24 protein-coding genes are annotated in these 26,687 nt (G+C 69.4%); 7 read left to right on the top strand and 17 right to left on the bottom strand.

Annotated elements, in window-relative coordinates; all coding sequences use genetic code 11:
• Positions 1-430: 430 nt before the first annotated feature.
• The 4 genes from ACFOW8_RS05600 to ACFOW8_RS05585 form a co-directional block, all read right to left on the bottom strand.
• Complete coding sequence (locus ACFOW8_RS05600; protein ID WP_378548514.1) at positions 431-1,252, bottom strand: GNAT family N-acetyltransferase; 822 nt, start codon at positions 1,250-1,252, stop codon at positions 431-433.
• A gap of 163 nt (positions 1,253-1,415) precedes the next feature.
• Positions 1,416-2,453, bottom strand: a complete 1,038-nt coding sequence (gene dmpG / locus ACFOW8_RS05595; protein ID WP_378546404.1) for a 4-hydroxy-2-oxovalerate aldolase — start codon at positions 2,451-2,453, stop codon at positions 1,416-1,418.
• Positions 2,454-2,465: 12 nt separating this feature from the next.
• The gene (locus ACFOW8_RS05590; protein WP_378546401.1) at positions 2,466-3,371 is read right to left on the bottom strand and encodes an acetaldehyde dehydrogenase (acetylating); all 906 of its coding nucleotides are present in this window, start codon (positions 3,369-3,371) and stop codon (positions 2,466-2,468) included.
• Between the two features lie 24 nt (positions 3,372-3,395).
• Positions 3,396-4,181, bottom strand: a complete 786-nt coding sequence (locus tag ACFOW8_RS05585; RefSeq protein WP_378548511.1) for a 2-keto-4-pentenoate hydratase — start codon at positions 4,179-4,181, stop codon at positions 3,396-3,398.
• Between the two features lie 453 nt (positions 4,182-4,634).
• Here ACFOW8_RS05585 and kstD point away from each other — a divergent pair, with 453 nt between their 5' ends.
• A complete protein-coding gene (kstD, locus tag ACFOW8_RS05580; protein WP_378546398.1) occupies positions 4,635-6,329 on the top strand; it encodes a 3-oxosteroid 1-dehydrogenase in 1,695 nt (564 codons plus the stop codon).
• Positions 6,330-6,413: 84 nt separating this feature from the next.
• The gene (locus ACFOW8_RS05575) at positions 6,414-7,274 is read left to right on the top strand and encodes a MaoC/PaaZ C-terminal domain-containing protein (RefSeq protein WP_378546395.1); all 861 of its coding nucleotides are present in this window, start codon (positions 6,414-6,416) and stop codon (positions 7,272-7,274) included.
• Between the two features lie 188 nt (positions 7,275-7,462).
• Here ACFOW8_RS05575 and ACFOW8_RS05570 read toward each other — a convergent pair whose 3' ends face one another.
• The 13 genes from ACFOW8_RS05570 to ACFOW8_RS05510 form a co-directional block, all read right to left on the bottom strand.
• Positions 7,463-7,933 carry a hypothetical protein gene (locus ACFOW8_RS05570; RefSeq protein WP_378546392.1) on the bottom strand — a complete coding sequence of 157 codons (471 nt, stop codon included), beginning with the start codon at positions 7,931-7,933 and terminating at the stop codon, positions 7,463-7,465.
• Complete coding sequence (locus ACFOW8_RS05565; protein WP_378546389.1) at positions 7,930-9,204, bottom strand: DUF58 domain-containing protein; 1,275 nt, start codon at positions 9,202-9,204, stop codon at positions 7,930-7,932. Before ACFOW8_RS05565 ends, ACFOW8_RS05570 begins: the two co-directional genes overlap by 4 nt.
• Positions 9,201-10,163: an AAA family ATPase gene (locus tag ACFOW8_RS05560; protein WP_378546386.1), complete on the bottom strand. Its 963-nt coding sequence runs from the start codon at positions 10,161-10,163 to the stop codon at positions 9,201-9,203. Before ACFOW8_RS05560 ends, ACFOW8_RS05565 begins: the two co-directional genes overlap by 4 nt.
• Positions 10,164-10,180: 17 nt before the next feature.
• Positions 10,181-10,675 (bottom strand): hypothetical protein, encoded by a 495-nt coding sequence (locus ACFOW8_RS05555; RefSeq protein ID WP_378546384.1) that lies wholly within the window; start codon positions 10,673-10,675, stop codon positions 10,181-10,183.
• 73 nt (positions 10,676-10,748) lie between these two features.
• Positions 10,749-11,687, bottom strand: coding sequence for a DUF4129 domain-containing protein (locus ACFOW8_RS05550; RefSeq protein ID WP_378546381.1), 939 nt, complete (start codon positions 11,685-11,687; stop codon positions 10,749-10,751).
• A gap of 131 nt (positions 11,688-11,818) precedes the next feature.
• Positions 11,819-12,787, bottom strand: a complete 969-nt coding sequence (gene zapE / locus ACFOW8_RS05545) for a cell division protein ZapE (protein ID WP_378546378.1) — start codon at positions 12,785-12,787, stop codon at positions 11,819-11,821.
• A gap of 66 nt (positions 12,788-12,853) precedes the next feature.
• Positions 12,854-13,294 (bottom strand): NUDIX domain-containing protein, encoded by a 441-nt coding sequence (locus tag ACFOW8_RS05540; RefSeq protein WP_378546375.1) that lies wholly within the window; start codon positions 13,292-13,294, stop codon positions 12,854-12,856.
• A 9-nt stretch (positions 13,295-13,303) separates the two neighbouring features.
• The gene (locus ACFOW8_RS05535; RefSeq protein WP_378546372.1) at positions 13,304-14,473 is read right to left on the bottom strand and encodes a lipid-transfer protein; all 1,170 of its coding nucleotides are present in this window, start codon (positions 14,471-14,473) and stop codon (positions 13,304-13,306) included.
• Entirely contained in the window at positions 14,470-14,892 is a 423-nt protein-coding gene (locus tag ACFOW8_RS05530; RefSeq protein ID WP_378546369.1) for a MaoC family dehydratase, read from the bottom strand. The genes ACFOW8_RS05535 and ACFOW8_RS05530 overlap by 4 nt, the downstream gene beginning before the upstream one ends.
• A gap of 94 nt (positions 14,893-14,986) precedes the next feature.
• Positions 14,987-15,940, bottom strand: coding sequence for a bifunctional MaoC family dehydratase N-terminal/OB-fold nucleic acid binding domain-containing protein (locus ACFOW8_RS05525; protein WP_378546366.1), 954 nt, complete (start codon positions 15,938-15,940; stop codon positions 14,987-14,989).
• Between the two features lie 14 nt (positions 15,941-15,954).
• Complete coding sequence (locus ACFOW8_RS05520) at positions 15,955-17,118, bottom strand: acyl-CoA dehydrogenase family protein (protein WP_378546363.1); 1,164 nt, start codon at positions 17,116-17,118, stop codon at positions 15,955-15,957.
• Positions 17,103-18,170: an acyl-CoA dehydrogenase family protein gene (locus ACFOW8_RS05515; RefSeq protein WP_378548508.1), complete on the bottom strand. Its 1,068-nt coding sequence runs from the start codon at positions 18,168-18,170 to the stop codon at positions 17,103-17,105. Before ACFOW8_RS05515 ends, ACFOW8_RS05520 begins: the two co-directional genes overlap by 16 nt.
• Positions 18,171-18,189: 19 nt before the next feature.
• Entirely contained in the window at positions 18,190-20,313 is a 2,124-nt protein-coding gene (locus ACFOW8_RS05510) for an acyl-CoA dehydrogenase family protein (protein ID WP_378546360.1), read from the bottom strand.
• 122 nt (positions 20,314-20,435) lie between these two features.
• On the opposite strand from ACFOW8_RS05510, the gene kstR reads away from it, so the two are divergent.
• The 5 genes from kstR to ACFOW8_RS05485 all read left to right on the top strand — a co-directional run bounded on the left by kstR (position 20,436) and on the right by ACFOW8_RS05485 (position 26,679).
• Positions 20,436-21,050 (top strand): cholesterol catabolism transcriptional regulator KstR, encoded by a 615-nt coding sequence (kstR, locus tag ACFOW8_RS05505; protein WP_019044699.1) that lies wholly within the window; start codon positions 20,436-20,438, stop codon positions 21,048-21,050.
• Positions 21,051-21,349: 299 nt separating this feature from the next.
• Positions 21,350-23,920 (top strand): trehalose-phosphatase, encoded by a 2,571-nt coding sequence (gene otsB, locus ACFOW8_RS05500; protein WP_378546355.1) that lies wholly within the window; start codon positions 21,350-21,352, stop codon positions 23,918-23,920.
• A 175-nt stretch (positions 23,921-24,095) separates the two neighbouring features.
• Entirely contained in the window at positions 24,096-24,959 is an 864-nt protein-coding gene (locus tag ACFOW8_RS05495) for a metal ABC transporter solute-binding protein, Zn/Mn family (RefSeq protein WP_378548505.1), read from the top strand.
• An 8-nt stretch (positions 24,960-24,967) separates the two neighbouring features.
• Positions 24,968-25,813, top strand: coding sequence for a metal ABC transporter ATP-binding protein (locus ACFOW8_RS05490; protein WP_378546352.1), 846 nt, complete (start codon positions 24,968-24,970; stop codon positions 25,811-25,813).
• The gene (locus tag ACFOW8_RS05485) at positions 25,813-26,679 is read left to right on the top strand and encodes a metal ABC transporter permease (RefSeq protein ID WP_378546349.1); all 867 of its coding nucleotides are present in this window, start codon (positions 25,813-25,815) and stop codon (positions 26,677-26,679) included. Before ACFOW8_RS05490 ends, ACFOW8_RS05485 begins: the two co-directional genes overlap by 1 nt.
• Positions 26,680-26,687: the final 8 nt, after the last annotated feature.

Genomic DNA, 26,687 nt, shown 5'->3' with positions numbered 1-26,687 from the left:
GCCACGGCCCACGATGGGCAGCGGATACGCCCGACACAGCCACCTCGCCCGTGATGCTCGGCTCGCTGCTCGCGGACACTACCGAGTTGCCGGCGATCCGGTGCCGGTTGGGGAGCGTTCGAGACCACCTGCGGGGCAGACTGATTCGGCTACCGCGCGGCCCAGCCGTTGTGCGCCACAGCCCGGTTCCGGCGATCGGGCGCCTCTCGGTGGCAGGCCTGCACAACCGTCTACGGCCCTGGCCTGCGCATCGCCAGGTGGGCCATGGCTCGCACAGCAACCGATTGCCAGAGCTCCGCTCAGCCGCTCGGTAACTGAAACGTCGACTCGCCGGCGTGGAGCGACGGGCGCTGGAACCGGTCGCCGCCGTATCGCCGCGCCACAATCGGGGTGCGATGGCGTACCGCGGCTGAGCGTGGGCTGCCGATTGTCACACCTCTTTGACGAGGACCGCGCGGGTGTAGAGGAGGGAGAAGCCGCGGCCCTTGGCGTTTCGCTGGGACTTGGAACCGGGCTGGGTGGTGACGATCGCGAGGTCGCAGCCTTCCGCTACGGCTTCGGTCAGGCGGGTGGACAGCAGGGCGGTCTGGACACCGTGGCGGCGGTGGGCGACCAACGTCGACGCGCCCCCGAGCGACGCCAGGCCGTCGGCGACGCGCATGTTCGCCGCGCCGACCGGTACGCCGTCGCGGTAGGCGACATAGATCCGGGTGTCGTTGCCGGAAGCCACGTCTCGCATGACCGCGGCGAGCGACTCGCGAGGGAATTCCTCGTGCGCGGGGAGCCCGTCCTCGTCGGGATGGGCGAAGCCGTCAACGGCGACATCCAGCCAGGTGTCGAAACCGTCCTCGTCGACCCGCCGAACTTCCACGCCGAGCGGCGCCGCCCAGGCGCGCCCGGCGAGTTCCGTTTCGAGCACGTCCTCGAACGACATGAGCCGGTATCCACGCCCGGTGAGCTCCGCCCCGATCCGCGGATCCGCCACATGCGCCAATTCGACCTGCACCGGCACCCCCACCGCCGCATACGCCGCCTCTACGTCGTCCCACTCCTCCGTGGACGGAATTCCACCGAACCCGACCCCGACGACCTTGTTCAACGGCGACCCCGGCTCCGCGAAACAAGCGGCCCCGCCCCCGAACTCCCGAACGAAGCCACTGACGCCCCGCCCTTTCGCCGCCAGCACCGCCCCGACAATGGCATCGGCCTCCGCCCGCTCGATCCGAGCCCCGATCTCGCCGCCACCGAACAAGGTGCCCATCCCGCTTCCACTCATCCCCCACTTATATCCCCCCCGTCCAGCGATTTTCCCAGGCGGACAGTTGATCACCACGCTCTGGTGGCGCGCCGTTCTCGGGCCGATACCGCCACCAGAGCGTGGTGATCAAGTGTCCACCTGCCGATATGGCGGGGGGTTAGGGTTCGCGCTGGAGTTCGAGGGCGATGTCGATGAGTTGGTCTTCTTGGCCGCCGACGAGTTTGCGTTGGCCTGCGCGGACGAGCATTTCGGCGGCGGAGACGCCGTAGCGTTCGGCTTGGCGTTCGGCGTGGCGCAGGAAACTGGAATAGACGCCGGCGTAGCCCATCATGAGAGCCTGGCGGTCGAGGAGGCATTCGGCGGGCATGGCGGGGCGGACCACGTCTTCGGCGGCGTCGGTCACCGCGAAGAAGTCGACGCCGGTCTTTATCCCGAGCTTGTCGCAGACGCCGATGAAGGCTTCGACAGGGAGGTTGCCCGCGCCGGCGCCGAAGCGGCGCGCGGAGCCGTCGATCTGGGTGGCGCCCGCGCGCACCGCGTAGACCGAGTTCGCCACGGCGAGGCCCAGATTCTCGTGGCCGTGGAAGCCGACCTGGGCGTCGTCGCCGAGTTCGGCGACCAGGGCCGAGACGCGGTCTGAAACCTGTTCGAGCACAAGGGCGCCCGCCGAATCGACGACATAGACACATTGGCAGCCCGCGTCGGCCATGATGCGGGCCTGCTTGGCCAGGTTCTCCGGGGTGGTGGAGTGGGCCATCATGAGGAAGCCGACGGTTTCCAGGCCGAGTTCGCGGGCGAGTCCGAAGTGCTGAATCGAGACATCGGCTTCGGTGCAGTGGGTGGCGATGCGGCAGATGCTGCCGCCGTTGTCTTGGGAGATCTTGATGTCTTCCTTGACGCCTACGCCGGGCAGCATGAGGAAGGCGATCTTGGCCTGCTTCGCGGTTTCCGCGGCGACCTTGATCAGGTCCTGCTCGGGGGTTTTGGAGAAACCGTAGTTGAACGAGGAGCCACCGAGGCCGTCACCGTGAGTGACTTCGATGACCGGAACGCCCGAACTGTCGAGAGCGGCAACAATACTGCGCACCTCGTCCACGGTGAACTGGTGGCGCTTGTGATGCGAGCCGTCCCGCAGCGAGGTGTCGGTGACGCGCACGTCGAGTTGGCCCGAGAAGGGCTTCAGGATATTGCTCATTGATGGAACTCCTTACACCCGAGCCGAGATGATCTGGTCGGCGACAACCTCACCGACGCGGGTCGCGGCGGCGGTCATGATGTCGAGGTTGCCCGCGTAGGGCGGCAGGAAGTCGCCTGCGCCCTCGACCTCGACGAAGATCGAGACTTTGGCCATGCCTCCGGAGATCACCGACGGGTCGTCGAATTGCGGGTCGTTGAGCAGCCGGTAGCCGGGCACGTATTCCTGGATGGATTTCTCCATGGCGAAGATGCTCGCGGCGATGGCGTCGCGGTCGGCGTCTTCTGGGATCGCGCAGAAAATGGTGTCGCGCATGATCATCGGTGGTTCGGCCGGGTTCAGGATGATGATGGCTTTGCCGCGCTTGGCGCCGCCGATGGTCTCGACACCTTTGGAGGTGGTCTTGGTGAACTCGTCGATGTTGGCGCGGGTGCCTGGCCCGGCCGAGACCGAGGACACCGAGGCCACGATCTCGGCGTAGGCCACGGGCACGACACGCGATACTGCCGCGACCATGGGGATGGTGGCCTGGCCACCGCAGGTGATCATGTTGACGTTCGGGGCGTCGCGCAAAGAGTCCAAGTTCACCGGCGGGATCACCGCGGGCCCGACCGCGGCGGGGGTGAGATCCACGGCCCGGATACCCGCTGCCTCGTATTTCGGCGCGTAGGCGCGATGCACGTAGGCGGAGGTGGCCTCGAACAGCAGATCCGGCTTCTCGTCGAGGGCGAGCAGCCAGTCCGCGCCCTCGGCCGAGGTTTCCAGCCCGAGCCCGGCCGCCCGCTTCAGCCCCTCCGATTCCGGGTCGATGCCGATCATCCAGCGCGGCTCGATCTTGTCCGAGCGCAGCAGCTTGTAGAGCAGATCGGTACTGATATTGCCGGACCCCACGATCGCGGCGGTGACTTTGCTGGTCACGGTGTACTCCTAGGGAAATCTGGGTCAGCGGAAGGACAGGCGGACCGAGCCGAGTCCGGTGAACTCGGCGTGGAAGTCGTCACCGGGGCGGGCGTCGATGGCGCGGGTGCAGGAACCGGGCAGCACGATGTCGCCGGCACGCAACCGCACCCCGAAGGTGGCGACCTTGCGCGCCAGCCACGCCACCGCGATCACCGGATCACCGAGCACCGCGTCACTGCGGCCCTGCGCGATCACCTCACCGTTGCGGGTGAGCACGGCATCGATGGCCTTGATATCGATATCGGCAGGCGCCACCCGCCCTTCGCCGAGCACGAACCCGGCAGAGGACGCGTTGTCGGAGATGGTGTCGGCCAGTGCGATCTTCCAGTCCTCGATCCTGGAATCGATCAGCTCGATCGAGGGCGCATAGGCCACGGTCGCGGCCAGCACATCGGCCTCGGTGCAGTCCGCGCCGGGCAGATCGGCGCCGAGCACGAACCCGACCTCGACCTCGACCCGCGGCAAGAGATACTTCGAGGTGTCGACCGGGACGTTCTCGAACACTTCCATCTCGGCCAGCAGATGACCGTAATCGGGCTCGTCGACGCCCATCATCTGCTGCATCGCCTTCGACGACAGCCCCACCTTGTGCCCGACCACCTTCGCGCCCGCCTTCAACCGGCGCTGGATATTGAGCAATTGGATCTCGTAGGCGTCGACCACATCGATCTCGGGATACCGGTCGACGAGCGGCGCCACAGCGACACGCTTCTCCTCGGCATCGGCCAGTTCATCGGCGAGTTGAGTTCGTACCGCGTCGGGCAGCACGCGGACCTCCTTGGCAGCACGGTCAATGGGTGTGGGCAGCCCGGCCGGTGCGGTGCGCCGAAGCAGGCGGACCACCCACACCATCCGAGCAGCCGGGCCACGCTTCCAGCGGAACTGGAACCGCGACCGGTCGGGCCAGGCCGCACGATCAGCAGCGAGCCGGCCCGTGCGGCCAGGCCGCCCGGCCCATCGAGCCGGGCGACGAAGCCCGCAGTCCTGGATGCCAGAACTGTAACCGGTTGCGCAGCATTGCGTCAGCCGTTCACCTGACCATACAACGCAACCGGAGGTGATTTCTATAACACGTTCCACTATTTGGTAGGCAAACCGGCCGAGTGCCGGATCGCGCCCGAAACAAGCTCTAGCTTCAGGTCGCCGAACATCGGATCTCGACTGTAACAAGTTCTAGTTTTGAGTAGCCAAGCATCGGACCCCTTCTATAACGTGTTCCACATGAGTGATCGGGAATACGATGTAGTGGTCGTCGGTAGCGGCGCCGCCGGGATGACCGCCGCCCTCACCGCGGCCCACAACGGACTCAGCGTTGTGCTGTTGGAGAAGGCCGCCCACTACGGCGGATCGACCGCCCGATCCGGCGGTGGTGTGTGGATTCCGGGCAACAAGGCCCTGAAGGCGTCGGGCCGCCCCGACGACCGCGAGGAAGCGCGCACCTACCTGCACAGCATCATCGGCGATGTGGTGCCCGCCGAGAAGATCGACACCTACCTCGACCGCGGCGCCGAGGCCTTCGACTTCGTCCTCGACCACACCCCGCTGAAGATGAAGTGGGTGCCCGGCTACTCCGACTACTACCCCGAGGCGCCGGGCGGGCTAGGCCAGGGCCGCTCCTGCGAGCCGACGCCGTTCAACGGCAAGGTACTCGGCGACGAGCTGGCCAAGCTGGAACCGCCGTATGCGAAGGCACCGCTGAACGTGGTGGTCATGCAGGCCGACTTCGTGCGCCTGAACCTGATCCGCCGCCACCCGAAGGGCATGATGCGGGCACTGCGGGTCGGCGCTCGCACTTATCTGGCCAAGTTCACCGGCAAGCACCTGCTCGGCATGGGGCAGGCGATTATCGCCGCCATGCGCAAGGGCCTGCTCGACGCGGGCGTTCCGGTATTGCTCGACACCCCGCTCACCGATCTCGTCATCACCGACGGCCGGGTCACCGGCGTAAAGGCCACCGTCGATGGTGAACCGGTCACCTTCACCGCCCGCTACGGCGTCGTCCTCGGCACCGGCGGGTTCGAGCACAACGCCGACATGCGCGCCAAGTACCAGCGACAGCCGATAACCACTGAGTGGACAACCGGCGCCGCGGCCAACACCGGCGATGGCATCGTGGCGGGCATGGCAGCGGGTGCAACGGTCGGGTTCATGGAGGACGCCTGGTGGGGTCCGACCATCTTCAAGGGTGGCAAGCCCTGGTTCGCGCTGGCCGAGCGCAATCTGCCCGGCACCATCATGGTCAACGACCGGGGCGAGCGGTTCGGCAACGAATCGGCGCCCTATGTCGAGGCGGTGCACACCATGTATGGCGGCGAGTACGGGCAGGGCGCCGGACCGGGCGAGAACATCCCGGCCTGGCTGGTATTCGACCAGCGCTACCGCAACCGCTATATCTTCGCGGGCCTGCAGCCGGGCCAGCGGTTCCCCTCGCGCTGGCTGGAGAACGACAACATCGTCAAGGCCGACAGCATCGCGGAGCTGGCCGCCGCGATCGGCGTGCCCGCCGAGAAGCTGACCGCCACGGTCGAGCGGTTCAACGGCTTCGCCGCCGCGGGCTCCGACGAGGACTTCGGCCGCGGCAACAGCCACTACGACCGCTACTACGGCGACCCGACCGTGAAGCCGAACCCGTGCCTGGCCGAGATCTCGCAGGGCCCGTTCTACGCGGCCAAGATGGTGCCAGGCGACCTCGGCACCAAGGGCGGCCTGGTCACCGACACCGCCGGACGCGTCCTGCGCGAAGACGACTCGGTGATCGATGGCCTCTACGCCGCGGGCAATACCAGCGCCCCGGTGATGGGCCACACCTACGCGGGCCCGGGCGCCACCATCGGCCCCGCGATCACCTTCGGCTATCTGGCCGTCCTCGACATCGCCGCCAAGAAGAAGACCGGCTCGGTGCAGGCGAGCGCATGAGTGTCAACCCCACGATCACGATCGGCTACCTCGCCGTGCTCGACGTCTCCGCGAACGAGTCGGCGAACGAGACAGGAGAACACCGTGCCCATTGATCTGGCGACCGCACTCGGCGCGACGCTGCCCGCGCGGGAGTTCAGCTGGACCCCCACCGATGTGCAGCTCTATCACCTCGGCCTCGGGGCAGGCGCGCGGCCGACCGATCCGACCGAACTCACCTACCTCGACGACCGCGCGCCGCAGGTGCTGCCCACCTTCGCCACGGTGGCGCCGACCCTCGGCGAGACCGAAGCCCCCAAGGTGAGCTTCCCCGGTATCGAGATCGATCTGGCCAAGGTGGTGCACGGCCACCAGGAAGTGTTGGTGCACAGGCCCATTCCCGCCGACGGGAAGGCGACGAGCACCGGCCGGATCAGCGAGATCTGGGACAAGGGCGCCAACGCGGTGATCGTGCAGGAGCACACCGTGGTGGGCTCCGACGGCGACCCGCTGTGGACGGTGCGGTCGTCGATCTTCGCCAGGGGCGAGGGCGGTTTCGGCGGCGAGCGCGGCCCGAGCGCCAAGCCGGCCCTGCCCGAGCGCGCACCCGACGCCGAACTGCTGACCCCGACACTGCCGCAGCAGGCCCTGCTCTACCGCCTCTGCGGTGACCGCAACCCGCTGCACTCCGATCCCGAATTCGCCAAGGGCGCCGGGTTTCCCGCGCCGATCCTGCACGGCCTGTGCACCTACGGCGTGGTGTGCAAGGCGATCACCGACGCGCTGCTCGACGGTGACGCGCGCCGGGTCGGCGGATTCCGGGCCAAGTTCGCCGGGGTGCTGTACCCGGGCGAGACGCTGCGGATCAAGGTGTGGCGCGAAGGCGCGGAGCTGATCGGCGCCGCCACCGTGGTGGAGCGTGACGACGCCCCGGTGCTCGGCGAAATCGCCCTGCGCATCAACTGATTCGACCCCACTGAAAGGCTCGCCGGTCCCGCGACCGGCGAGCCTTTCCAGGCTTCGCGCCACCATCGATCCACCTGCGCCCGGTCCACCCGCGTCCGGTCCACCCGCCGCGCCGGGTGCACCCGCGGCTTGTCCACCCGCGCCCGGTCTACCCACGCCCTGTGCGGCGGTACCGTCAGCGCGCCGGGCTATTCGCGGGCGTTCGCGTCCTCGCCCGTCGGTGCGGGCGCTTCCGGGACCGGTTGACCGGTCAGCCCACCGACCAGCAGCGCGTAGATCAACACGATCAACACCGGCGCCGCCAGCGGGGCCCACACCAGTTCCACCGGTACCAGCGCCGCCGTCGCCGCGGCGATGGTGAACAGCACGGCCCCGCCGACCGAGGGAATCGTGGTCGGCACAACGCCTTCCGGCGCGTGCAGCACCGCGGCGTTGAGCAGGTAGGTGGTCGCGACCAGGCCGGTGGCCGCGGCGGCGAGCACGCCGATCTCGGCGAAGGCGAGCACCCCGATCGCCACGAGGACCGCGCCGACAGCGGCGGGCCGCCACCACCAGCTCGCGACCACCAGCGCCAGCGCGGCCACCCCGGCCACCGGCTGGATCAGCGCGACCGCGGCGACCAGCAGCAGGCCGGCGAGCAGAGCGAGGAATCTGGTCATCGGCGCACCCGTACCGTGCGCCGATGGTCGGGCAGCAAGCGCATGGCCTGGTCGAGGCGGGTTTCCGCGGGCCAGGCGATGATGTCGACACCGACCGAGCCCATGTCGCGATACATCGAGGCGCGTTCCAGCTGCCACATGCGCGCCATGGTCGGGTCGAGGTTCTCGGCGAACGGAGTACCGCGCAGCACGTCGACGGCGACTACCACGTGACCACGTTTGCGCAGGTCGATCAGGGCCAGCGCGAACTGGGTGTCGAGCAGCGTGGAGAAGGCGACGACGATCGCCCCGATCGGCACCGCGGCATGCGGGGCGAGGGTGCCGGTGGTGGCGAGGTGTTCGTCACCGACGCCGAGCACGGTGTCGACGATCCGGTAGAACTGCCTGCGCCCGATGTCGGGCCGCAGCCAGCGCGGCGAATCGCCGAGGCAGACGACAGCGGTGCGGTCGCCTGCCTGCAGGGTGGACTGCACCACCTGAGCCGCACCACGCACCGACAGTTCCAGCGACGCGGTTGCCGGGCCCGGCGCCTGCTGGGAGGTGTCGACCAGCACGACCACATCGGCGGAACGATTGGTGAAGCGCTGGGTGACATAGAGCCTGCCGCGCCGCGCGCTCACCGGCCAGTTCACCGTGCGCAGCTGATCGCCGGGCAGATAAGCGCGGATATCGGCGTATTCGACGCCGGGTCCGTGCTTGCGGGTCAGGTGGGTGCCGATGCGGTCGGGAAGTTCGGTGCGCGGCAGGCGCATTCGCTGCGGATCGGCGATCGGGTACACGTACAGCTCGGCCGCCGGTAGGTCGGCGGTGGCGACCGCGAGCCCGGCCGGGCTCAGCGCGGAAACCGCCACCCGCACCGGATAGCGTCCCCAGCGCGCCGCCGAGAGCGCCAGCTGCATCCCCGCGGGCGCACCACCGGAGTCGTGCGCGTGCTCGACCTCGATCTCGAGCCCGGACAGCGGCACCGATGTCATCCGCAGCAAGGCGTGCCCGCTCTCGACGAACGCCGCGACGGTGCACCCGACCACCTCGCCTTCGAAACAACGCACCGTGCCGCTGCCGTCGACCTGGATCCTGGTGGGATTGCGCTGCCACGGCGCGGTCGCGAGTACCCCGAGCATCGGGGCGGCGAAGATCACCAGCTGCCACTGCCCGCGCAGCACCGCGACGACGAGGGCGACCGCGGCGCAGGCGGCCAGGATGAACACCAGCGGCGCGGGCCGCCAGCGCAGCTCGACCTCGACGGTCCTCGATTCGTCGCGGTGCTTCATGTGCTGGTGGCGCGGGGCACCGGTAGCCTGCGCAGCAGTTCGGCGATGACGTCCTCGCCCCTGATGCGGCGCACCCACATCTCCGGGCGCAGCGTGATGCGGTGGGCCATGGCGGGCACCGCGAGCGCCTTCACGTCCTCGGGAATCACGTAGTCGCGGCCGAGCAGCAGGGCACGGGCCCGCGACATCTGGACCAGATCGAGCTCGGCGCGCGGGCTCGCCCCGACCTCGACCTGCGGGTGGCTACGGGTGGCGGAGGCCAGCGCGACCACATAGTTCACGACATCGGGATGCACCGTCACGAATTCGACCGACTGCCGCATCTCCATCAGTCCCTGCGCGTCGACCACCTGGCCGACCTGCGGCGGCGTCGCCCCGCGTTCGAGCCTGCGCCGGATCATCTGCGTCTCGTCCTGCTCGGACAGGTAACCGAGGCGCAGCTGGATGGCGAAGCGGTCGAGCTGCGCCTCCGGCAGCGGGTAGGTGCCCTCGTATTCGATCGGGTTGTCGGTGGCGAGCACGACGAACGGCTGTGGCAGCAGGAAGGTTTCGCCGTCGATGCTCACCTGGCCCTCGGCCATGGCCTCGAGCAGCGCGGCCTGGGTCTTGGGCGGGGTGCGGTTGATCTCGTCGGCGAGCAGCACATTGGTGAACACCGGGCCGCGGCGGAAATTGAACCGACCCGAGGACATGTCGTAGATCGTCGAGCCGAGCAGGTCGGCGGGCAGCAGGTCGGGGGTGAACTGCACGCGGGTGAAGTCGAGCCCGAGGGCGGCGGCGAAGGAACGCGCGATCAGCGTCTTGCCGAGCCCTGGCAGGTCCTCGATGAGAATGTGTCCTCCGGACAGCACGGCGATCATGATGAGCTGCAACTCATCTCGCTTGCCGACCACGACCCGGCCCAGCTCCCGCAGTACGGCGTCGGAGCGCTGGACGGTCACGTTCAACGGCATGGTCATCGGTGGCCTCTAACCCCTCACATCGTCTGCAATCGGCGCAGAATCTCATCCAGCGCTGCCCTACCCGGCGCCCGGCCGACCTGATCGCGCAGTGCCGAGTTCGCCGGGTCGACCCAGCGCCACAATTCGGGACCGAACTGCAGTTGTCCGGCGGCCTCGGTGGCGCGCCGGTTCTTGGCGACCCGAAGGCCGGTGGACAGTTCGAACTCCTTGGCGAGCAGCGGCCGCAGGTGGCGATCCCAGTCGGCGCGGGTGCCGTCGGCACGGGCGGTCAGCATCTCGGCGCGCGCGTGCCAGCGGCCGAGCATCTCGGCCGGGCCGTTGTCGATGTACTCGGTGAGCGGTTCCTCGCGCACCACCCGATGCCGCATCGACCAGACCAGGGTGGCCAGCGCGACCGCGACCGGCAGCGCGACCGCGAGCAGGACCGCCTCGCGGGCCATCCGCACCAACGCCACCTCGAGCAGCAGCACCACGATCACCGCGCTCCACACGACCGCCGACCGGCTCATCGCAGCGCCTCACTCCCACTCGGCCGCGGCGACCACGCCGCGCGTCGGCCCGTGCCCGGCGCACCGCACGCGCTCATGCCGGCACCAGTCCGCGCTGCAGGTCCGAGAGCACGATGCGCAGCAGCTGCTCGGCGCGCATGCGCTGCCATTCGAGCATCGAGTGCGGACTGAACCGCGCCTCCTCGAACAGCGCGACCAGCTCACGGGCCGAAGCATCGTGCAGCACACCGCTTTCGAACGCGCGGGCCAGCACCTCCATCGGAGTGTCGGAGGCGAGCGGGCGGGCGGCGCGGTCGCTGGACAGGCCGCTCTCCATGGCGACGTAGCAGGCGATGATGGCGGTGCGCGGATCCTGGCCGGGCGCGTTCATGGCGGCCAGGCCCATCTCGGCGGCCCTGGTGAGCGAGTCGACCGCGCTCGGCGGCGCCTCCGGCTGGGCGGGGGCGGCGGGCACGGGCTCGCGACGGGTGGCCACCGCTACCACGATGAGCCCGAGCAGGGCCACCGCGATCAGCGCGATCGCGAGCCCGGCCGCGACGAGCAGCGCGGTGCCGGTGAGTTCGGCGGGCCCGGTACCGGGATCCGGGGCGGGCGCGCCGTCGGGACTCGGCACCGGGCCCGAACCCTCGGGCCCGGTGGGGACGACTTCGCGCGTCGTCCTGGCACCGGGGAGCAGGAACAGCGCGGTGATACCGCCTGCGAACAGCAGGGCAAGCGCGGCGAGCAAGATCGGTCCGAGCACCGCGAGCCTGCGCCACTGGATGCGCGGGACGACGTCCCGGTCGGCCTGGGGCATGGCCAGCGGTAGTCGGTGCTGACTGGCGATCACCCCGGCGACCAGGATGACGATGGACACCAGCAACAGCACCGGCATCACGGCCACCAACAGCGGCGAAGGGGGCTTGACGACCGCCTCGTCGGGCGCGGCGCCGGGGAGGTATCCGTGCAGCGCGACCGTCGCGACGGCGAGCAGCGCGATCACGGCGATCGCGCGCGTAATGGGCTGACTCACCCCGATCACTGCTGTACCACCAAACCCCAGAGCCTGCACAAAACAGCCACATCGTTACACGCCGGTAGCTTCGCCCGCGAGGAAATCGATACTTTGGATGACCTCCCCTTTTATTGTCCTCGCGAATCGTGTTACACGGTACGAACCGTGCGGGCTTCGATCTGTGGTAGTTCACTGAGCCTGCTCGCCGTTCTGGCCACCTCAGGTATCGCCGCGACACCCGCCGTGAGCTCGGCGACCGGGGCGGCGGCCTCGATCGTGCAGGGCAGATCGGCGTCGTAGAGCACGTCGATCAAGTTGACCAGCCGCATCGCCCGATCCGGCGGCACCGCGCGCAGAATCGGTACTCCACGCAGGGTCCAGCGCCGGAACCGGCGGGTGAGCCGCAGGTAGTCGGCCGCCCCGGTCGGCGTGCCACACAGGTGGGCGAAGTCGAAGACGACCGCCTCGCCGTCAACGGCCTCGGCGCGTACCGTCCGGCCCGCGCCCAGGTCCGCGACGACACCGGGCCCGCTCGCCTCGACAGGCGTCTCGACCAGATAGCCACCGGCCACGAACCCACTGCCGCGCCGCGCGCCGCGCGTGCGGTAGTCGAGCGGGCCGTCGAGTTCGACCACGTCCAGATGCGCCAGAATGCGTTCGATACTCGGCACGAAACGGTCATGGAACAGCGGGTTCGGCAGCAGCGCTCGCGGCGGATAGTTCGAGGTGACCACCAGGACCCGGCGCTGCGCGAACAGCGTGTCGAGCAGCCGCGCGACCAGCATGGCGTCGCCGATGTCGTTGACGTGGAACTCGTCGAAGCACACCAGCTCCGCGTCGCCGAGCAGCCTCTCGACGGCCCGTTCGACGGAGCCGAGCGCGTGGGTGGCGGCGTGCAGCTCGGCGAAGAAGCCGTGGAAGTGGAAGCGGCGCCTGCGCCGCGGATCGGCGGTCGCGAAGAACCGATCCATCACCATGGTCTTGCCACGCCCCGGCCTGCCGTGCAGGTACACGCCCCGATGCCGCTTGCGCGGCCTGCCGTGCCGGTCGAGCACGGCCGCGAGGCGCCGCGCCGCGGCCGACTGCGCCGAGTCGAGTACCACCGCCCCTGGTTCCACGCTTCCCGTTCTAGAGCACCGAACGGCCCGGCGGCGGCGAAGGTGAGCACACCCACACCGGTCGGATCAGCGACCGGTCCAACCGAATTCGGAGTACGGCGACCGCGAATTCAGCGCGTCGATTCCGAGTGCCGAATACTCGATCACCTCGGCGGGCAGGTCATCGAGCGGGAACCAGCGCACCGCATAGCATCTGTCGGGTTCCTGATTGACAGGCTCGCCCCGCCAGCGTTCGGCGCGGAAGAACAGCCCGAGGCGCGCCGGACGGCCCGGCGCGGTGACATGCGCGACGTGGATCAGCCGCAGGTCGGCCGGCTCGATCCCCACCCCGATCTCCTCGGCGGCCTCCCTGACCGCGCCGGCGGCCGCGGACTCGCCGACCTCCAGTTTTCCCGACGGCAGATGCCACCGGTTGTCGTACTCGTCTGCGCTGCGGCGCAGACTCAACAGCACCGTGCCGTCGCGGATCAGCAGGACATGGACATCGACCAGGTGCTGTGGGCTCACCCGACGAGCCTACGAAGTCAGCACCAGGCCCGAGGTCGGGACGCCGGTGCCCGCGGTGACGACGATGCGGTCCAGGTCCGCGACCTGGTTCACCGAGGTGCCCCGGATCTGCCGCACGCCTTCGGCGATGCCGTTCATGCCGTGGATGTAGGCCTCACCGAGCTGGCCGCCGTGCGTGTTGAGCGGGAGCTTGCCGCCGATCTCGATGGCGCCGTCGGCGATGAAGTCCTTGGCCTCGCCGCGGCCACAGAAACCCAGTTCTTCCAGCTGCATCAGTACGAAGGGCGTGAAGTGGTCGTAGAGGATGGCGGCCTGCATGTCGGCGGCGGTCAGACCGCTCTGCGCCCACAGCTGGTCACCGACCAGACCCATCTCCGGCAGGCCGGTCATGGCGTCGCGGTAATAGCTGGTCATCACGTACTGGTCGGCACCGCTGCCCTGGGCGGCGGCGGCGATGATCGCCGGCTTCTGCGGCAGATCGCGGGCCCGTTCGGCGCTGGTGACCACGATGGCGACACCGCCGTCGGATTCCTGGCAGCAGTCGAGCAGGTGCAGCGGCTCGGCGATCCAGCGCGAGGCCTGGTGCTGTTCCAGGGTGATCGGCTTGCCGTAGAAGAAGGCGTTCGGGTTCACCGCGGCGTGCTTGCGATCGGCCACCGCGACAGTACCGAAATCGGCGCTGGTGGCACCGGTGACATGCATGTATCTGCGCGCCACCATGGCAACCTGCGCGGCCGGGGTGCCGAGACCCTGCGGGTAGGCCCAGCCCGCGTCGATGCCGGAGGAGGTCGGCGCGGCGGCCAGCGCGGGCGAGAACTGCCCGAACCGCGCGCCGGAGCGCTCGTTGAACGCGCGATAGGCGACCACCACGTCGGCGACCCCGGTGGCCACTGCCATGGCGGCCTGCTGCACGGTCGCGCAGGCCGCGCCGCCGCCGTAGCCGATGTGGCTGAAGAACTTCAGGCTCGGCATCCCGACCGCCCTCGCCACGGCGGCCTGGGTGTTGGTGTCCATGGTGAAGGTGGTCAGGCCGTCGACGTCGGCGGGGGTGAGCCCCGCGTCGGCCAGTGCCGCGGAGACGGCCTCGGCGGCCAGGCGTAGCTCGCTGCGGCCGGAGTCCTTCGAGAAATCGGTGGCGCCGATGCCGACGATGGCGGCGCGCCCGGACAGGCCCGTCATGAGTTCTCCAGAGTGGGTAGGGCGATCACCGCGGTGGCGGTGATGTGCTCGCCGAGACTGTCGCGGCCACGCACATCGATGGTGACCAGCCCGCCGGACACCTCGGTCACCGTGCCCGAAAGGGTCAGGGTGTCACCGGAATACAGCGGCACACCAAGGCGCAGCGCGATGGACTTCACCCGTGCGGCCGGACCGGCCCAATCGGTGGCGAAACGCTGCACCAGGCCGGTGTCGGTGAGGATGTTGACGAAGATGTCGCTCGATCCACGCTCGACCGCCTTGTCGCGGTCGTGGTGCACGTCCTGGAAATCCCTGGTGGCCAGGGCGGTGCTGATCACGAAGGTGGGATCGGCGTGGATCACCAGCTCCGGTAGCACGGTGCCCACCGCTAGCGCGGCGGGGTCGATGGTGGTTGTCACAAGCTGGTCCTTTCCGGACGGGCAGGTCGAGTCGGCACGGCGCTCCCCCGCGCGGGGCTCGGCGCGCGGGAGCCGTCGCGGCGGGGCGCGGCACTCACCGCTCGGCCTGCCAGTAGGGCAGAACTGTGCCGTCGGGCAGCCGTTCGAACGCGACGCGGACAGGCGCCCCGACCGCCACCTCGGCAGGCTCGATGCCGCGCAGCTCGCCGAGCATGCGCACGCCCTCGTCGAGTTCGACCAGCGCGACGACGAACGGCAGCTCACGGCCGGGCACCTTCGGCGCGTGATGCACGACGAAGCTGAACACCGTGCCGGTGCCCGCGGCGACGACATAGTCGGTGGTCTCGGTCTTGTCCTGCCAGAGCGCGGGAACCGGCGGGTGACGCAGCGAACCGTCGGGCAGCCGCTGGATCCGCAGCTCGCCGAGTTCGGTACCGGCCCAGAAGAATTCGGTGTCCTTGGAGATGACCGGGCCGACCCTGCCCGCCGGCGCGAGCGCGAACCCGTCCGCGTCGTCGGTCTCCTTCGCGGCGGGCGCGAACTTCAGGATGCGGAACAGCATCTCGGTGACCACCTCGTCACCGACCGACCAGGTGGTGGTGAAGGTGAGGAACCAGCCGTCGCCGAGCCCGGTTCGCTTGGGGCCCTTGAATTCCGAGAGCTTGCTCGAGACGGTCACCTCCTCCCCCGGCCGCAGGTAGCGGTGGTAGGTCTGCTCACAGTTGGTGCCGACCACGGAGGTGTAGCCCGCCTCGTCGAGCAGCTGCGTGGCCAGGCCGAGCGGATCGTCGGCGGTGCGCCTGCCGTGCAGGCCGTTCATCGTCCACACCTGTGCCATGGCGGGCGGTGCGACGATGCCGGGATGCCCGGCGGCCTCGGCGGCGGCCTCGTCGACGTAGATCGGGTTGGTGTCGCCGATCGCCTCGACCCAGTTGTTGATCATCGGCTGGTTCACCGGGTCGCGACCGGCCCGCGGCGCGGACTCGCCCGCCGCGGCGAGTTTCGCCAATGCCTCTGGAATATCTTCGGGGGTAATGCTTTCCGGCACGCCCGGCTCCTTGTTCATCGGGGGACGCGCGGCAGTTCCAGGCCGGCCGAGGCCACCAGTTCGCGCATGATCTCGTTGACGCCGCCGCCGAAGGTGACGACGAGGTTCTGCTTGGTCCGCCGGTCCAGCCAGCCGAGCAGTTCAGCGGTGGCGGGCTCGGCCGGATCGCCGTAGCGTCCGACGATCTCCTCCACGATCCGGCCCGCTTCCTGCAGCGACTCGGTGGAGAAGATCTTGGTGGCCGAGGCGTCGGCGATGACGGCGTTCTGCGCGGCGGCCGGATCGGCGGCGGCGACCTGCCAGTTCAGCAGTTCGTTGAGCCGGACCATGGCGCGTACCCGGCCGAGCGCGCGCCGGACCTCCGGCTCGCCGAGCACCTTGTGTTCGGCCGACCAGTCACGCAGCCGGTTGTAGAGCTGCTCGATCTTGCCCGACGGGCCGAGGCTCACCCGCTCGTGGTTGAGCTGGGTCGTGATCAGCCGCCAGCCGCGGTTCTCCTCGCCGACCAGCATTTCCGCGGGCACCCGCACGTCGTCGAAGTAGGTGGCGTTGGTGTGGTGGGCGCCGTCGCAGGTGATGATCGGGGTCCAGGAGTAGCCGGGGTCCGAGGTGTCGACGATCAGGATCGTGATGCCACGATGGCGCGACTCGACCGACCCGGTGCGGCAGGCCAGCCACACGTAGTCGGCATCGTGCGCGCCGGTGGTGAAGATCTTCTGACCGTTGACGATCCAGTCGCCGTTCGCGTCCCGCACCGCGGTGGTGCGCAGCGCCGCGAGGTCGGTGCCCGCCTCCGGCTCGGAGTAGCCGATGGCGAAATGAATATCACCGGAGAGGATGCCGGGCAGGAACTTCTTCTTCTGTTCGTCGGTGCCGTACTTCTGCAGCGTCGGTCCGACGGTCAACAGGGTGACCAGCGGCAGCGGCACATCGGCGCGCACCGCCTCGTTGAAGAAGATCTGCTGTTCCATCGGGCCGAAACCCTGGCCGCCGAATTCCTTCGGCCAGCCGACGCCGAGCCAGCCGTCGGCACCCATCCGGCGCACCACCGCCCGGTAGGCGGGGCCGTGCCGGTTGACCGCCATCTCGGCGTGTTCGGCCGGCGTGACGAGATCGGCGAAGTAGGAACGCAATTCTTCGCGCAGCCGCCGCTGTTCGGCGGTCAGATCGATGAACATCTTGCCCCCAGGAGGTCGAGGCGCAGCCCCACGCCGCCGAGCAGCCGGGCGAGGTCTTTGGCCTGTGAGTAGTAGCGGTGCATCGGGTGGGTGATATCCACGCCGAGTCCACCGTGCAGGTGGTGACATTGCTGCATCGCGCGCGGGACCTCGGCGGCGGCCCAGTAGGCGAGCACGTCGAGGTCTTCGTCCACGCGCTGCTGGTGTTCGGGCGACGGATCGTCGTGCGCCAGCGCCCAGCACGCCGATTCGGCGGCCACGTGCAGGGTGCGCGAGACCACGTACAGGTCGGCGATCTCCTGCGCGACAGCTTGGAATTCGGCCAGCGGCCTGCCGAACTGCTCGCGCGTGCGGACATGCTCGGCGGTGAGCGTGAGCGCGCCCTTCAGCAGGCCGTCGGCGACGGCTCCGAGCGTAGCGAGGGCGTACCGGTGCAGACTCGGCAGCAGATCGGCGGGTAGCAGCTGTACGGCCGGGATCTCCACCTCGTCGAGGACCAGTGTCGCCTCCGGCAGGCCTGCCGAACCGGCCACGGGGATGGTCTCCAACCCCGGCGCGACCGATTCCACCAATGCCACCCCGGTATCGGTGGGCACCAGAATCCAGCGTGCCTGCTCGGCGTAGAGCACGCCGACCTTGCGGCCGGTGATCCGCACGGTGTCACCGGCGCGAACCGCCTTGGTGGTCGGCGACGTGGTGAACGGCGCGCCCGGCTCGCTCAGCGCCGCGGTGAGCACCGTGCCCTTGCCCACCTCGCCGAGCACCCGACCGGCCAGCTCGTCGGAAAGCACCGGCACCAGCGGCAGCACCCCGAACCCGAAGGTCGGTAGCGCAGGCACCGCGACGGCCTCGGTGGCCAGCTCCATGAGCAGGGCCGACACCTCGAGCAGGCCCATACCGTCGCCGCCGAACCGCTCGGGCACGGCGACCGCGAGCAGACCGGAGTCGATCAGGCTCGGCCACAATTCCATATCGCGGGCCTGCTCACGTTCGAGCAGGCTCACGACCACCTCGGCAACAGCGTCGGCGCTTTCGTCGCGGGTGAAGTCCACGGCGTCCTCCCTCATTCAGCTAACTGTCCGCATCGCGCGGAAGGCCGAGAATCCGTTCGGCGGCGACGGTCAACAGGATCTGTTCGGTACCGCCCGCGATGGAGAGACAGCGGGTGAGCAGGAATTCCTTGAGGACGTCGTTATCCAGGGCACCCTCGCTACCGGAGAGTTCCAGCGCGTACTCGGCCAGGTCCTGCCGGTGGCGCACACCGACGAGCTTGCGAACGCTGGCCTGGGCACCCGCGTCGATTCCGGCCATGGTCGCCTCCGCGATCCGCTGTTCCAGCAATGATCCAGCAATCGAGGAGGTGATCAGGGCACCGAACCGGTCTTCTCGCAGTTCCGTCCCCCATCCGCCGACCGGGAAACGGTCGAGCAGCGCCTCCAGCGCGCCGCCGATCCCGCCGCCACCCATGGCGACCCGCTCGGCGGACAGGGTGGTCCGCGCGATCTTCCAGCCGTTGTTCAACGCACCGACCAGGCAATCGTCGGGTACGAACACGTCGTCGAGGAAGACCTCGCTGAACCGGTCCTCGCCGGTGATCTGCACCAGCGGCCGCACCTGCACGCCGGCGGCCGACATGTCGACGAGGAAGTAGCTGATCCCGCGATGCTTGGCCGCGCCGGGATCGGTCCGGGCCAGGCAGATGCCCCAGTTCGCGGTGGACCCGAGCGAGGTCCACACCTTCTGGCCGCGCAGCACCCAGCCGCCGTCGACCTTCTCGGCACTGGTGCGCAGGGCCGCCAGATCGGAACCGGCGCCCGGCTCGCTGAACAGCTGACACCAGATCACTTCGCCGTGCAGCGTCGGCCAGACGAAGCGCTCGATCTGCTCCGCCGTGCCGAACCGCAGCAGGGTCGGCACCGCCCAGCCGGCGACCGCGAGGTCGGGCGTGGTCAGCTCGGCCCTGCGCAATTCCTCGGCGATCTGCAGGCCGGTCATCGGATCGGCGTCACGCCCGTACGGCTTCGGCCAGTGCGGCATCACGAAGCCGCTCTCCACCAGCGCCCGCTGCTGCTGGTCCGGCGGCAGCGCGGCGATGGCGGCGATCTCGGCGGTCAGCGCGGAGTCACCGGTCGCGTCGCCGAGCACCCGCTCGGCACCGGTGGTGCGCCGGTGTCCGGCCCTGGTGAGCTCGGCGACCCTGGCCCGCCAGCGGGCCGAACCGCCGAGCAGCTGCCGCAGGGCGCTGGCCCGGCGCAGGTAGAAGTGCGCGTCGTGCTCCCAGGTGAAGCCGATGCCGCCGAGCACCTGAATGGCGTCCTTGGCGGTGTCGACCGCGGCGTCGAGCGCGGTGGCCGCGGCGACGGCGGCGGCGATCGGCAGCTCGGAACCACCGGCGTCGATCGCGGCGGCCGCGTCGGCGGCGACCGCGCGGATCAGCTCGGTGCGGCACAGCATCCAGGCGCAGATGTGCTTGATCGACTGGAAACCGCCGATCGGCTTGCCGAACTGCTCACGGACCTTGGCGTAGTCGACGGCGGTGCGCAGACACCAGCCCGCGACCCCGGCCAGCTCGGCCACCGCGAGGGCGGCGAACAGATCGGTCACCTCGACGGCGGGCGCGAAGCCGAGCGCCGACGGCACGGCGACCTCGGTGGCGACGACCCTGGCCAGCGCGACGGTATGGTCGCCGTTGACCAGGGGCGTGATCGACACCGCGGCGACTGGGAGCAGCAACCAGCGCACCCCGTCGACGGTGTTGGCCGGGACCAGGATCTGCGTCTCGGTATCGGCGCCGTAGACGAATTCCCAGGCGCCGGTGACAGTCCAGCCGGTGTCGGTGTCGACCGCCTTGGCCGCGATCTCCTCGGTCGGCACTGCGATGCCGCACGGTGTCGCGCCGGTCACCGCGCCCTCGGTGATCAGCCCGGCCAGCGCGGTGGCGAGCACCGGCCCGCCGACCAGATCGTCGGCGGTCTGCTCCAGCATGACGGCCAGGTCGGCGACGGTGCCGCCGAGTCCGCCGTGCTCCTCGGCGAGCGCGACCTCGAACAGGCCGAACTCGCCGAGCGCGGGCCAGTACCGGCGCCAGCCGCCGGTGCCATGGGCCCGCATTGTTGCAATCGGCGCGACCGAACTCGCCCAGCCCCGCAGTGACTCCGCGGCGGCTTTATGCTCGTCAGTGGTGGCGATGGTCACAAGAAAAACCGCCCTTCCGGCGTGGATCGCACTCCTAGAACATGTTCTAATATCCGGGCCGGGTATAAGTCAAGAGACCTGCTCGGCTGACGATTCAGGTGCACTCAGCGAAAGGTTCCACGATGGACAGTCCCGCCCCAACGCCCACCGTGACGACGCTGTCCGAGGACGAGCTGAGCTCCAACGCGCAGCGCGAACGCCGCAAGCGCATCCTCGACGCCACCCTCGCGCTGGCCTCCAAGGGCGGCTACGACGCCGTGCAGATGCGGGCGGTCGCCGAACGCGCCGATGTCGCCGTCGGCACGCTCTACCGCTACTTCCCGTCCAAGGTCCACCTACTGGTTTCCGCGCTGGCCAGGGAGTTCGAGCAGTTCGAGGGCAAGCGCAGGCCGCTACCCGGCGACGGCCCGTCCGAGCGCATGCACGGCCTGCTCACCCAGATCACCCGGATGATGCAGCGCGATCCGCTGCTCACCGAGGCGATGACACGGGCGTTCATGTTCGCCGACGCGTCCGCCGCCGCCGAGGTCGACCGGGTGGGCAAGGTGATGGACCGGGTCTTCGCTCGCGCGATGAGCGACGGCGAGCCCGACGAGCGCCAGCTCGCCATCGCCAGGGTCATCTCGGATGTGTGGCTGTCGAACCTGGTCGCCTGGCTCACCAGGCGCGCCTCGGCCACCGACGTCACCGAACGGCTCGAACTGACCGTCGACCTGTTGCTGGGCGATCGCGGATAGACCACAAATCCCACACAGCTGTTGACACCCGTCGGCCGTGCGCCTTCCAGTGGAAGGATGCATGGCCGACATCGCATATGCGAAAGCGCGCATCTACCGGGGCGCTACCTCGTCCCGAAGCGTCCACGCGCGCGCTGAGCTCGGCGAACCCCGGCGTCACCGATCGATAGCGGTTGGCAATGGCCCGGAATTTGCGAGAAACCGACCGCACAACCCGCCGCGCCGCAGGTGCGCCAGAATTGACGCAGTATTGTTTTGCGCGCCCCCTGATCAAACCCTCCGATCACTAGGTTGGATGCGTGAGCGCACAGGATCTGCCCTTGGATGTCCGCCGTGCACTGGCGTCGGTTGCGCGCGTGCCACGGCTGTTGGTCGCCTCGGACTACGACGGGACTATCGCCCCGATCGTGTCCGATCCGGCGAAAGCCTTCCCCCAGCGGGAATCGGTGAGCGCGCTACGGGCGCTGGCCGGCCTGCCGAACACCACCGCGGCGGTGATCTCCGGCCGGGCCCTGCGCGACCTGGCGGCGCTCTCGCGCCTACCGGTCGAGGTGCAGCTGATCGGCAGCCACGGTTCGGAATTCGACGTGGGCTTCGTGCACGCGATCGACAACGACGCCAAGCAGCTGCTCACCGAGATCCAGAACGCCTTCGCCCAGATCGCGGCCGAGAACCCCGGCGTGACGGTGGAGTCGAAGCCGGCCAGCGCCGCCCTGCACGTGCGCAACGCCAGTCCCGAGATCGGCAGGCGCGCACTGAATTCCGTGCGGCAGGGCCCGGCGTGCTGGGTCGGCGTGCAGGTGACCGAGGGCAAGGCGGTGATCGAACTCGCCGTGATCCCCACCGACAAGGGCACCGCACTCGACACCATCCGGCATCAGGAAAGCGCCTCGGCGGCAGTGTTCTTCGGCGACGACGTCACCGACGAGAAGGCCTTCCGGGTGCTGTCGGGTCCCGATGTCGGCATCAAGGTCGGCGACGGCGAGAGCCTGGCCAAGCTGCGCGTCGGCTCCACCGAGGACGTGGCGCGGGCGCTGGCGTTCCTGGTGGAAGAACGCCGCACCTGGCTGGCCGGTGCCAGCGCGCCGCGGATCGAACGGCTGACCATGCTGGCCAGCCCGCGGTCGGTGGCCCTGCTCACCCCCGACGCCACCGTCACCTGGTTCTGCCACCCGGAACCGGACTCGGCGGCGGTGTTCGCGCACCTGCTCGGCGGCGCGGCCGCCGGACACTTCTCGGTGGAACCGGAGCGCGCCGGACTGCCGCTGTCGCAGCGCTATGTGGACGGCACGATGACCGTGCAGACCCGCTGGGCCAGCCTGCAGGTGATGGACTACCTGCCGCACGACGTGCCCGCCGACCGCACCGACCTGACCCGCGTGATCACCGGTGACGCCAAGGCCGTGGTCACCTTCGCGCCGCGGCCGGAGTTCGGGCAGGTGCCGGTGCGCATCGAGGCGGTGCCTGGCGGCCTGCGGGTCAGCGGCACCAATGATCCGATGGTGCTGCGCTCGCCCGGCGTGGAGTGGGCGATCGTCTCCGACGGGATCAGCGAGCAGGCACGCGCGGTGGTCGATCCGTCCGGCGCTCCGGTGATCCTCGAATTGCGGTGTGGCACGGCCGATCTGGCACCCTCCATGACGCCGGAGCATCAGCGCCGCCAGCTGGCCGAGCAATACTGGTCGCAGTGGGCGGCCGGACTGCAGCTGCCGCCGCTCAAGCCCGATCTGATGAAGCGCTCGGCGCTGACCCTGCGCGGGCTGGTGCACCGTCCGTCCGGCTCGATCCTCGCCGCCGCCACCACCTCGCTGCCTGAGGACATCGGCGGCGTGCGCAACTGGGACTACCGCTACTGCTGGCTGCGCGACGCCTCGCTCACCGCGCAGGCGCTGGTACACCTCGGCTCGCTGACCGAGGCCGACGAATTCCTCGGCTGGGTGCACCGGGTGCTCGACACCATTCCCGGCCCGGAGCGACTGCACCCGCTGTACACGATCTACGGCGAGACGCTGCCGCCGGAAGCAGTCATCGACCTGCTGCCCGGATACGCGGGCTCGCGGCCGGTGCGGGTCGGCAACGCGGCCAATATGCAGGTGCAGCTCGATGTGTTCGGCCCGATCGTCGACCTGATCACCACCATGGCGCACGAGCGGGAACGACAGGGCATCACCGAGCCGATCAGGGCGCTGCCCGACGCCGACTGGGCGCTCGTGCACGCCATGGTGTCGGCGGTGCAGCGGCGCTGGACCGAACCCGACCACGGCATCTGGGAGATCCGCGGCAACCCGCGGCATCACGTGTACTCGAAGGTGATGGGCTGGTTGACGATCGACCGCGCGCTCACCCTGGCCGAGCGGTTCGACCGCCCCGCCGATCCCGAGTGGGCACCGCTGCGCGAGATCATCGCCGAGGAGGTGAAGGCGAAGGGCTGGAACGAGGAGGTGCAGTCCTACACCGCCGCCTACGACGGCACCGATCTCGACGCCGCCACCCTGCACATCGGCCTGAGCGGCCTGATCGACCCGGCCGATCCGCGCTTCGAGGCGACCGTGGTCGCCACCGAGGCCGAGCTGCGCAGCGGCGCGACCGTCTACCGCTACCACCACGACGACGGCCTGCCCGGCGGCGAGGGCGGTTTCCACCTGTGCGCCGCCTGGCTGGTCGAGGCCTACCTACTCATCGGCCGCCGCTCCGACGCCGAGGCCCTGTTCGCCCAGCTCGTCGCCGCCGCGGGCCCCACCGGCCTGCTCAGCGAGGAGTACGACCCGGTCGCCGAACGCTCTCTCGGCAACCACCCCCAGGCCTACAGCCACCTCGGTCTCCTGCGCTGCGCCCAACTGCTCAGCCACCCGGCCGACGTGCTGGTCTGATCACCCTGCTCCAAAAGCCGGGCCCGAACTTCGGGTCCGGCTTTTGGATGCGGTTCGTGCTGGGTACTCGGTCCTGCTAATCTAAAACGGTAACGATTTCCATTATGACCTGGGGCACGTGTCGCGCCCTGGTCGGCAGGGCCAGGAGTACCGCGTGAACAGTCGATTCGCCCGTATGTGTGCCGGTCTGACGGCGGGAGTGGTGGCCACGGTCGTCCTCACCGCGTGTGGGGGTGGGTCCGACGAGTCCGACGGACTGTCGGTCGTGGCCTCCACCAATGTATGGGGATCCATCGCGTCGGCGGTCGCGGGGCCCGATGTCGAGGTGACCTCGATCATCAGCGATCCGGCCGCCGACCCGCACTCGTTCGAGATCTCGCCTGCCGACACGGCCAAGATCAGCGACGCCGATCTGGTCGTGTTCAACGGCGGGCACTACGACGAGTTCGTCGAGCACGCCATCGCGGGCAAGGACAAGCGGACCGTCGAGGCGTTCGAACAGCGCACCGACAAGGGCGACGACAACGAGCACGTCTGGTACGACGTCACCACCGTCGCCGCGGTCGCCGACCGGATCGCCGCCGAACTCGGCGAGGTCGATTCCGCCAACGCGGCCGGCTACACCGAACGCGCCACCACCTTCAAGAACCAGCTGATCGGGATCAGCACCATCACCGGCACCATCGCCACACAGCACCCGAACTCCCCGGTCGCCCAGTCCGAGCCGCTCGCACACTACCTGCTGGTGGCCGCGACCGCCGACGACAAGACCCCGCACGAGTTCCAAGAAGCGATCGAGCAGGAGACCGACCCCGCCCCGGCCGCGGTCGCCGCCACCCGCGATCTGATCACCGGTAAGCAGGTCGAGGCGCTCATCTACAACACCCAGACCACCGACAAGATCACCAAGGACCTGCGCGCCGCCGCCGACAGCTCTGGTGTCGCCGTCGTCGAGGTGACCGAAACCCTGCCGGTGGGCATGGACTACGTGCAGTGGCAGACCGCGAACGCCAAGGCGCTCGCCGCGGCACTGAAATGAGACAGGCCATGTCGAGAATCGAGGAAGCCGAACTGACGGCCGCCGCGCCGACGCGGACGGCCGAGTCGGCCATCCGGCTGCGCGGCGCCACGCTGTCCTTCGGCGAGCGCACGCTGTGGCACAACCTCGATCTCGACGTGGCACCCGGCGAGTTCATCGCCGTCCTCGGCCCCAACGGCTCGGGCAAGACCTCGTTGCTGCGGGTGCTGCTCGGCACGCTCGGACTCTCGGCGGGCAGCGCTGAGATCGCGGGCAGCCAGGCCAGGGTGGGCAACGCGGGCATCGGCTACATCCCGCAGCAGAAAACCATCGACGCGGGCGTGCAGCTGCGCGGGGTGGACCTGGTAGGGCTCGGAGTGGACGGGCACCGCTGGGGACTCGGCTGGCGGCGCCGCGGCGAGCGCGCACGCAAAGTCGAGGCCGCGGTCGCCGCGGTCGGGGCGCAGCGGTTCGCCCATGCCCCGCTGGAGCGGCTCTCCGGCGGTGAACAGCAGCGCCTGCGGGTCGCGCAGGCCCTGGTCGGTGATCCCTCGGTGCTGCTGTGCGACGAACCGCTGCTCAGTCTCGACCTGGCCAATCAGCGGCTGGTCGCCGAACTGGTCGACCGGCGCCGCCGCGAGCACGACACGGCCGTGCTGTTCGTGACCCACGAGATCAATCCGATCCTGCCGCTCGTCGACCGGGTGCTGTATCTGGTCGACGGCGAATTCCGGGTCGGCACGCCCGACGAGGTGATGACCTCGGCGACGCTCTCGGAGCTCTACGGCACCGAGGTCGAGGTGCTGCGAGTGCGTGACCGACTCGTCGTCGTCGGCACCGGCGACGACATGGACGCCCTCGGCGGTACCACCTGATGGACAAACTCACCAAGGTCTGGCAGCAGCTGTTCGACTTCGGGACCACCGCCGACCTGCTCACCTACGACTTCGTTCAGCAGGCCCTGCTGGCCAGCGCGCTACTCGGCCTGCTCGCCGGGTTGATCGGGCCGCTCATCGTGAGCAGGCAGATGTCGTTCGCGGTACACGGCACGAGCGAACTGTCGCTCACCGGCGCGTCGGCGGCACTGCTCGTCGGGGTCGGCGTCGGGTTCGGTGCCATCGCAGGCTCGGTGGTCGCGGCCGTACTCTTCGGTTGGCTGGGTTCGCGTGCGCGCGAACGTGATTCGGTGATCGCGGTGGTGCTCTCGTTCGGCCTCGGGCTCTCGGTGCTGTTCCTGTGGCTGGCGCCCGACCGGGCGGGCTCGAAGTTCTCGCTGCTCACCGGGCAGGTCGCCAGCGTCGGGTATGACGGACTCGCCCTGCTGCTCACCTGCACCGCCGTCGTCCTCGCCACCCTCAGCGTGATCTACCGGCCACTGCTGTTCGCCAGCACCGACCCAGAAGTCGCGATCGCACGCGGGGTGCCGGTGCGGGCCCTGTCGGTCGTCTTCGCGGTCCTGCTCGGCATCACCGCGGCGTTCGGCGTGCAGATCGTCGGCGCGCTGCTGGTGCTGGCCATCCTCATCACCCCCGCCGCGGCCGCCGCCCAGATCACCGCGAGTCCCTTGCGCGCCGCGGTGCTCTCGGTGATCTTCGCCGAGATCGCCGCGGTGGGTGGACTGCTGCTGTCGCTGGCTCCCGGCGTGCCGGTGTCGACCTTCGTCACCGCGATCTCGTTCACGATCTATCTGGTGTGCCGGGCGGTCGGCAGTCGTGCGCGCCAACCCGTCGGCGCGCACTGACCTCCGCG

The sequence above is a fragment of the Nocardia rhizosphaerae genome (genome assembly GCF_042650365.1).
Classification (GTDB): Bacteria; Actinomycetota; Actinomycetes; order Mycobacteriales; family Mycobacteriaceae; genus Nocardia; species Nocardia rhizosphaerae.
The sequence above is the reverse complement of the archived record's forward strand: the minus strand, read 5'-3'. Positions and strand labels throughout refer to the sequence as shown.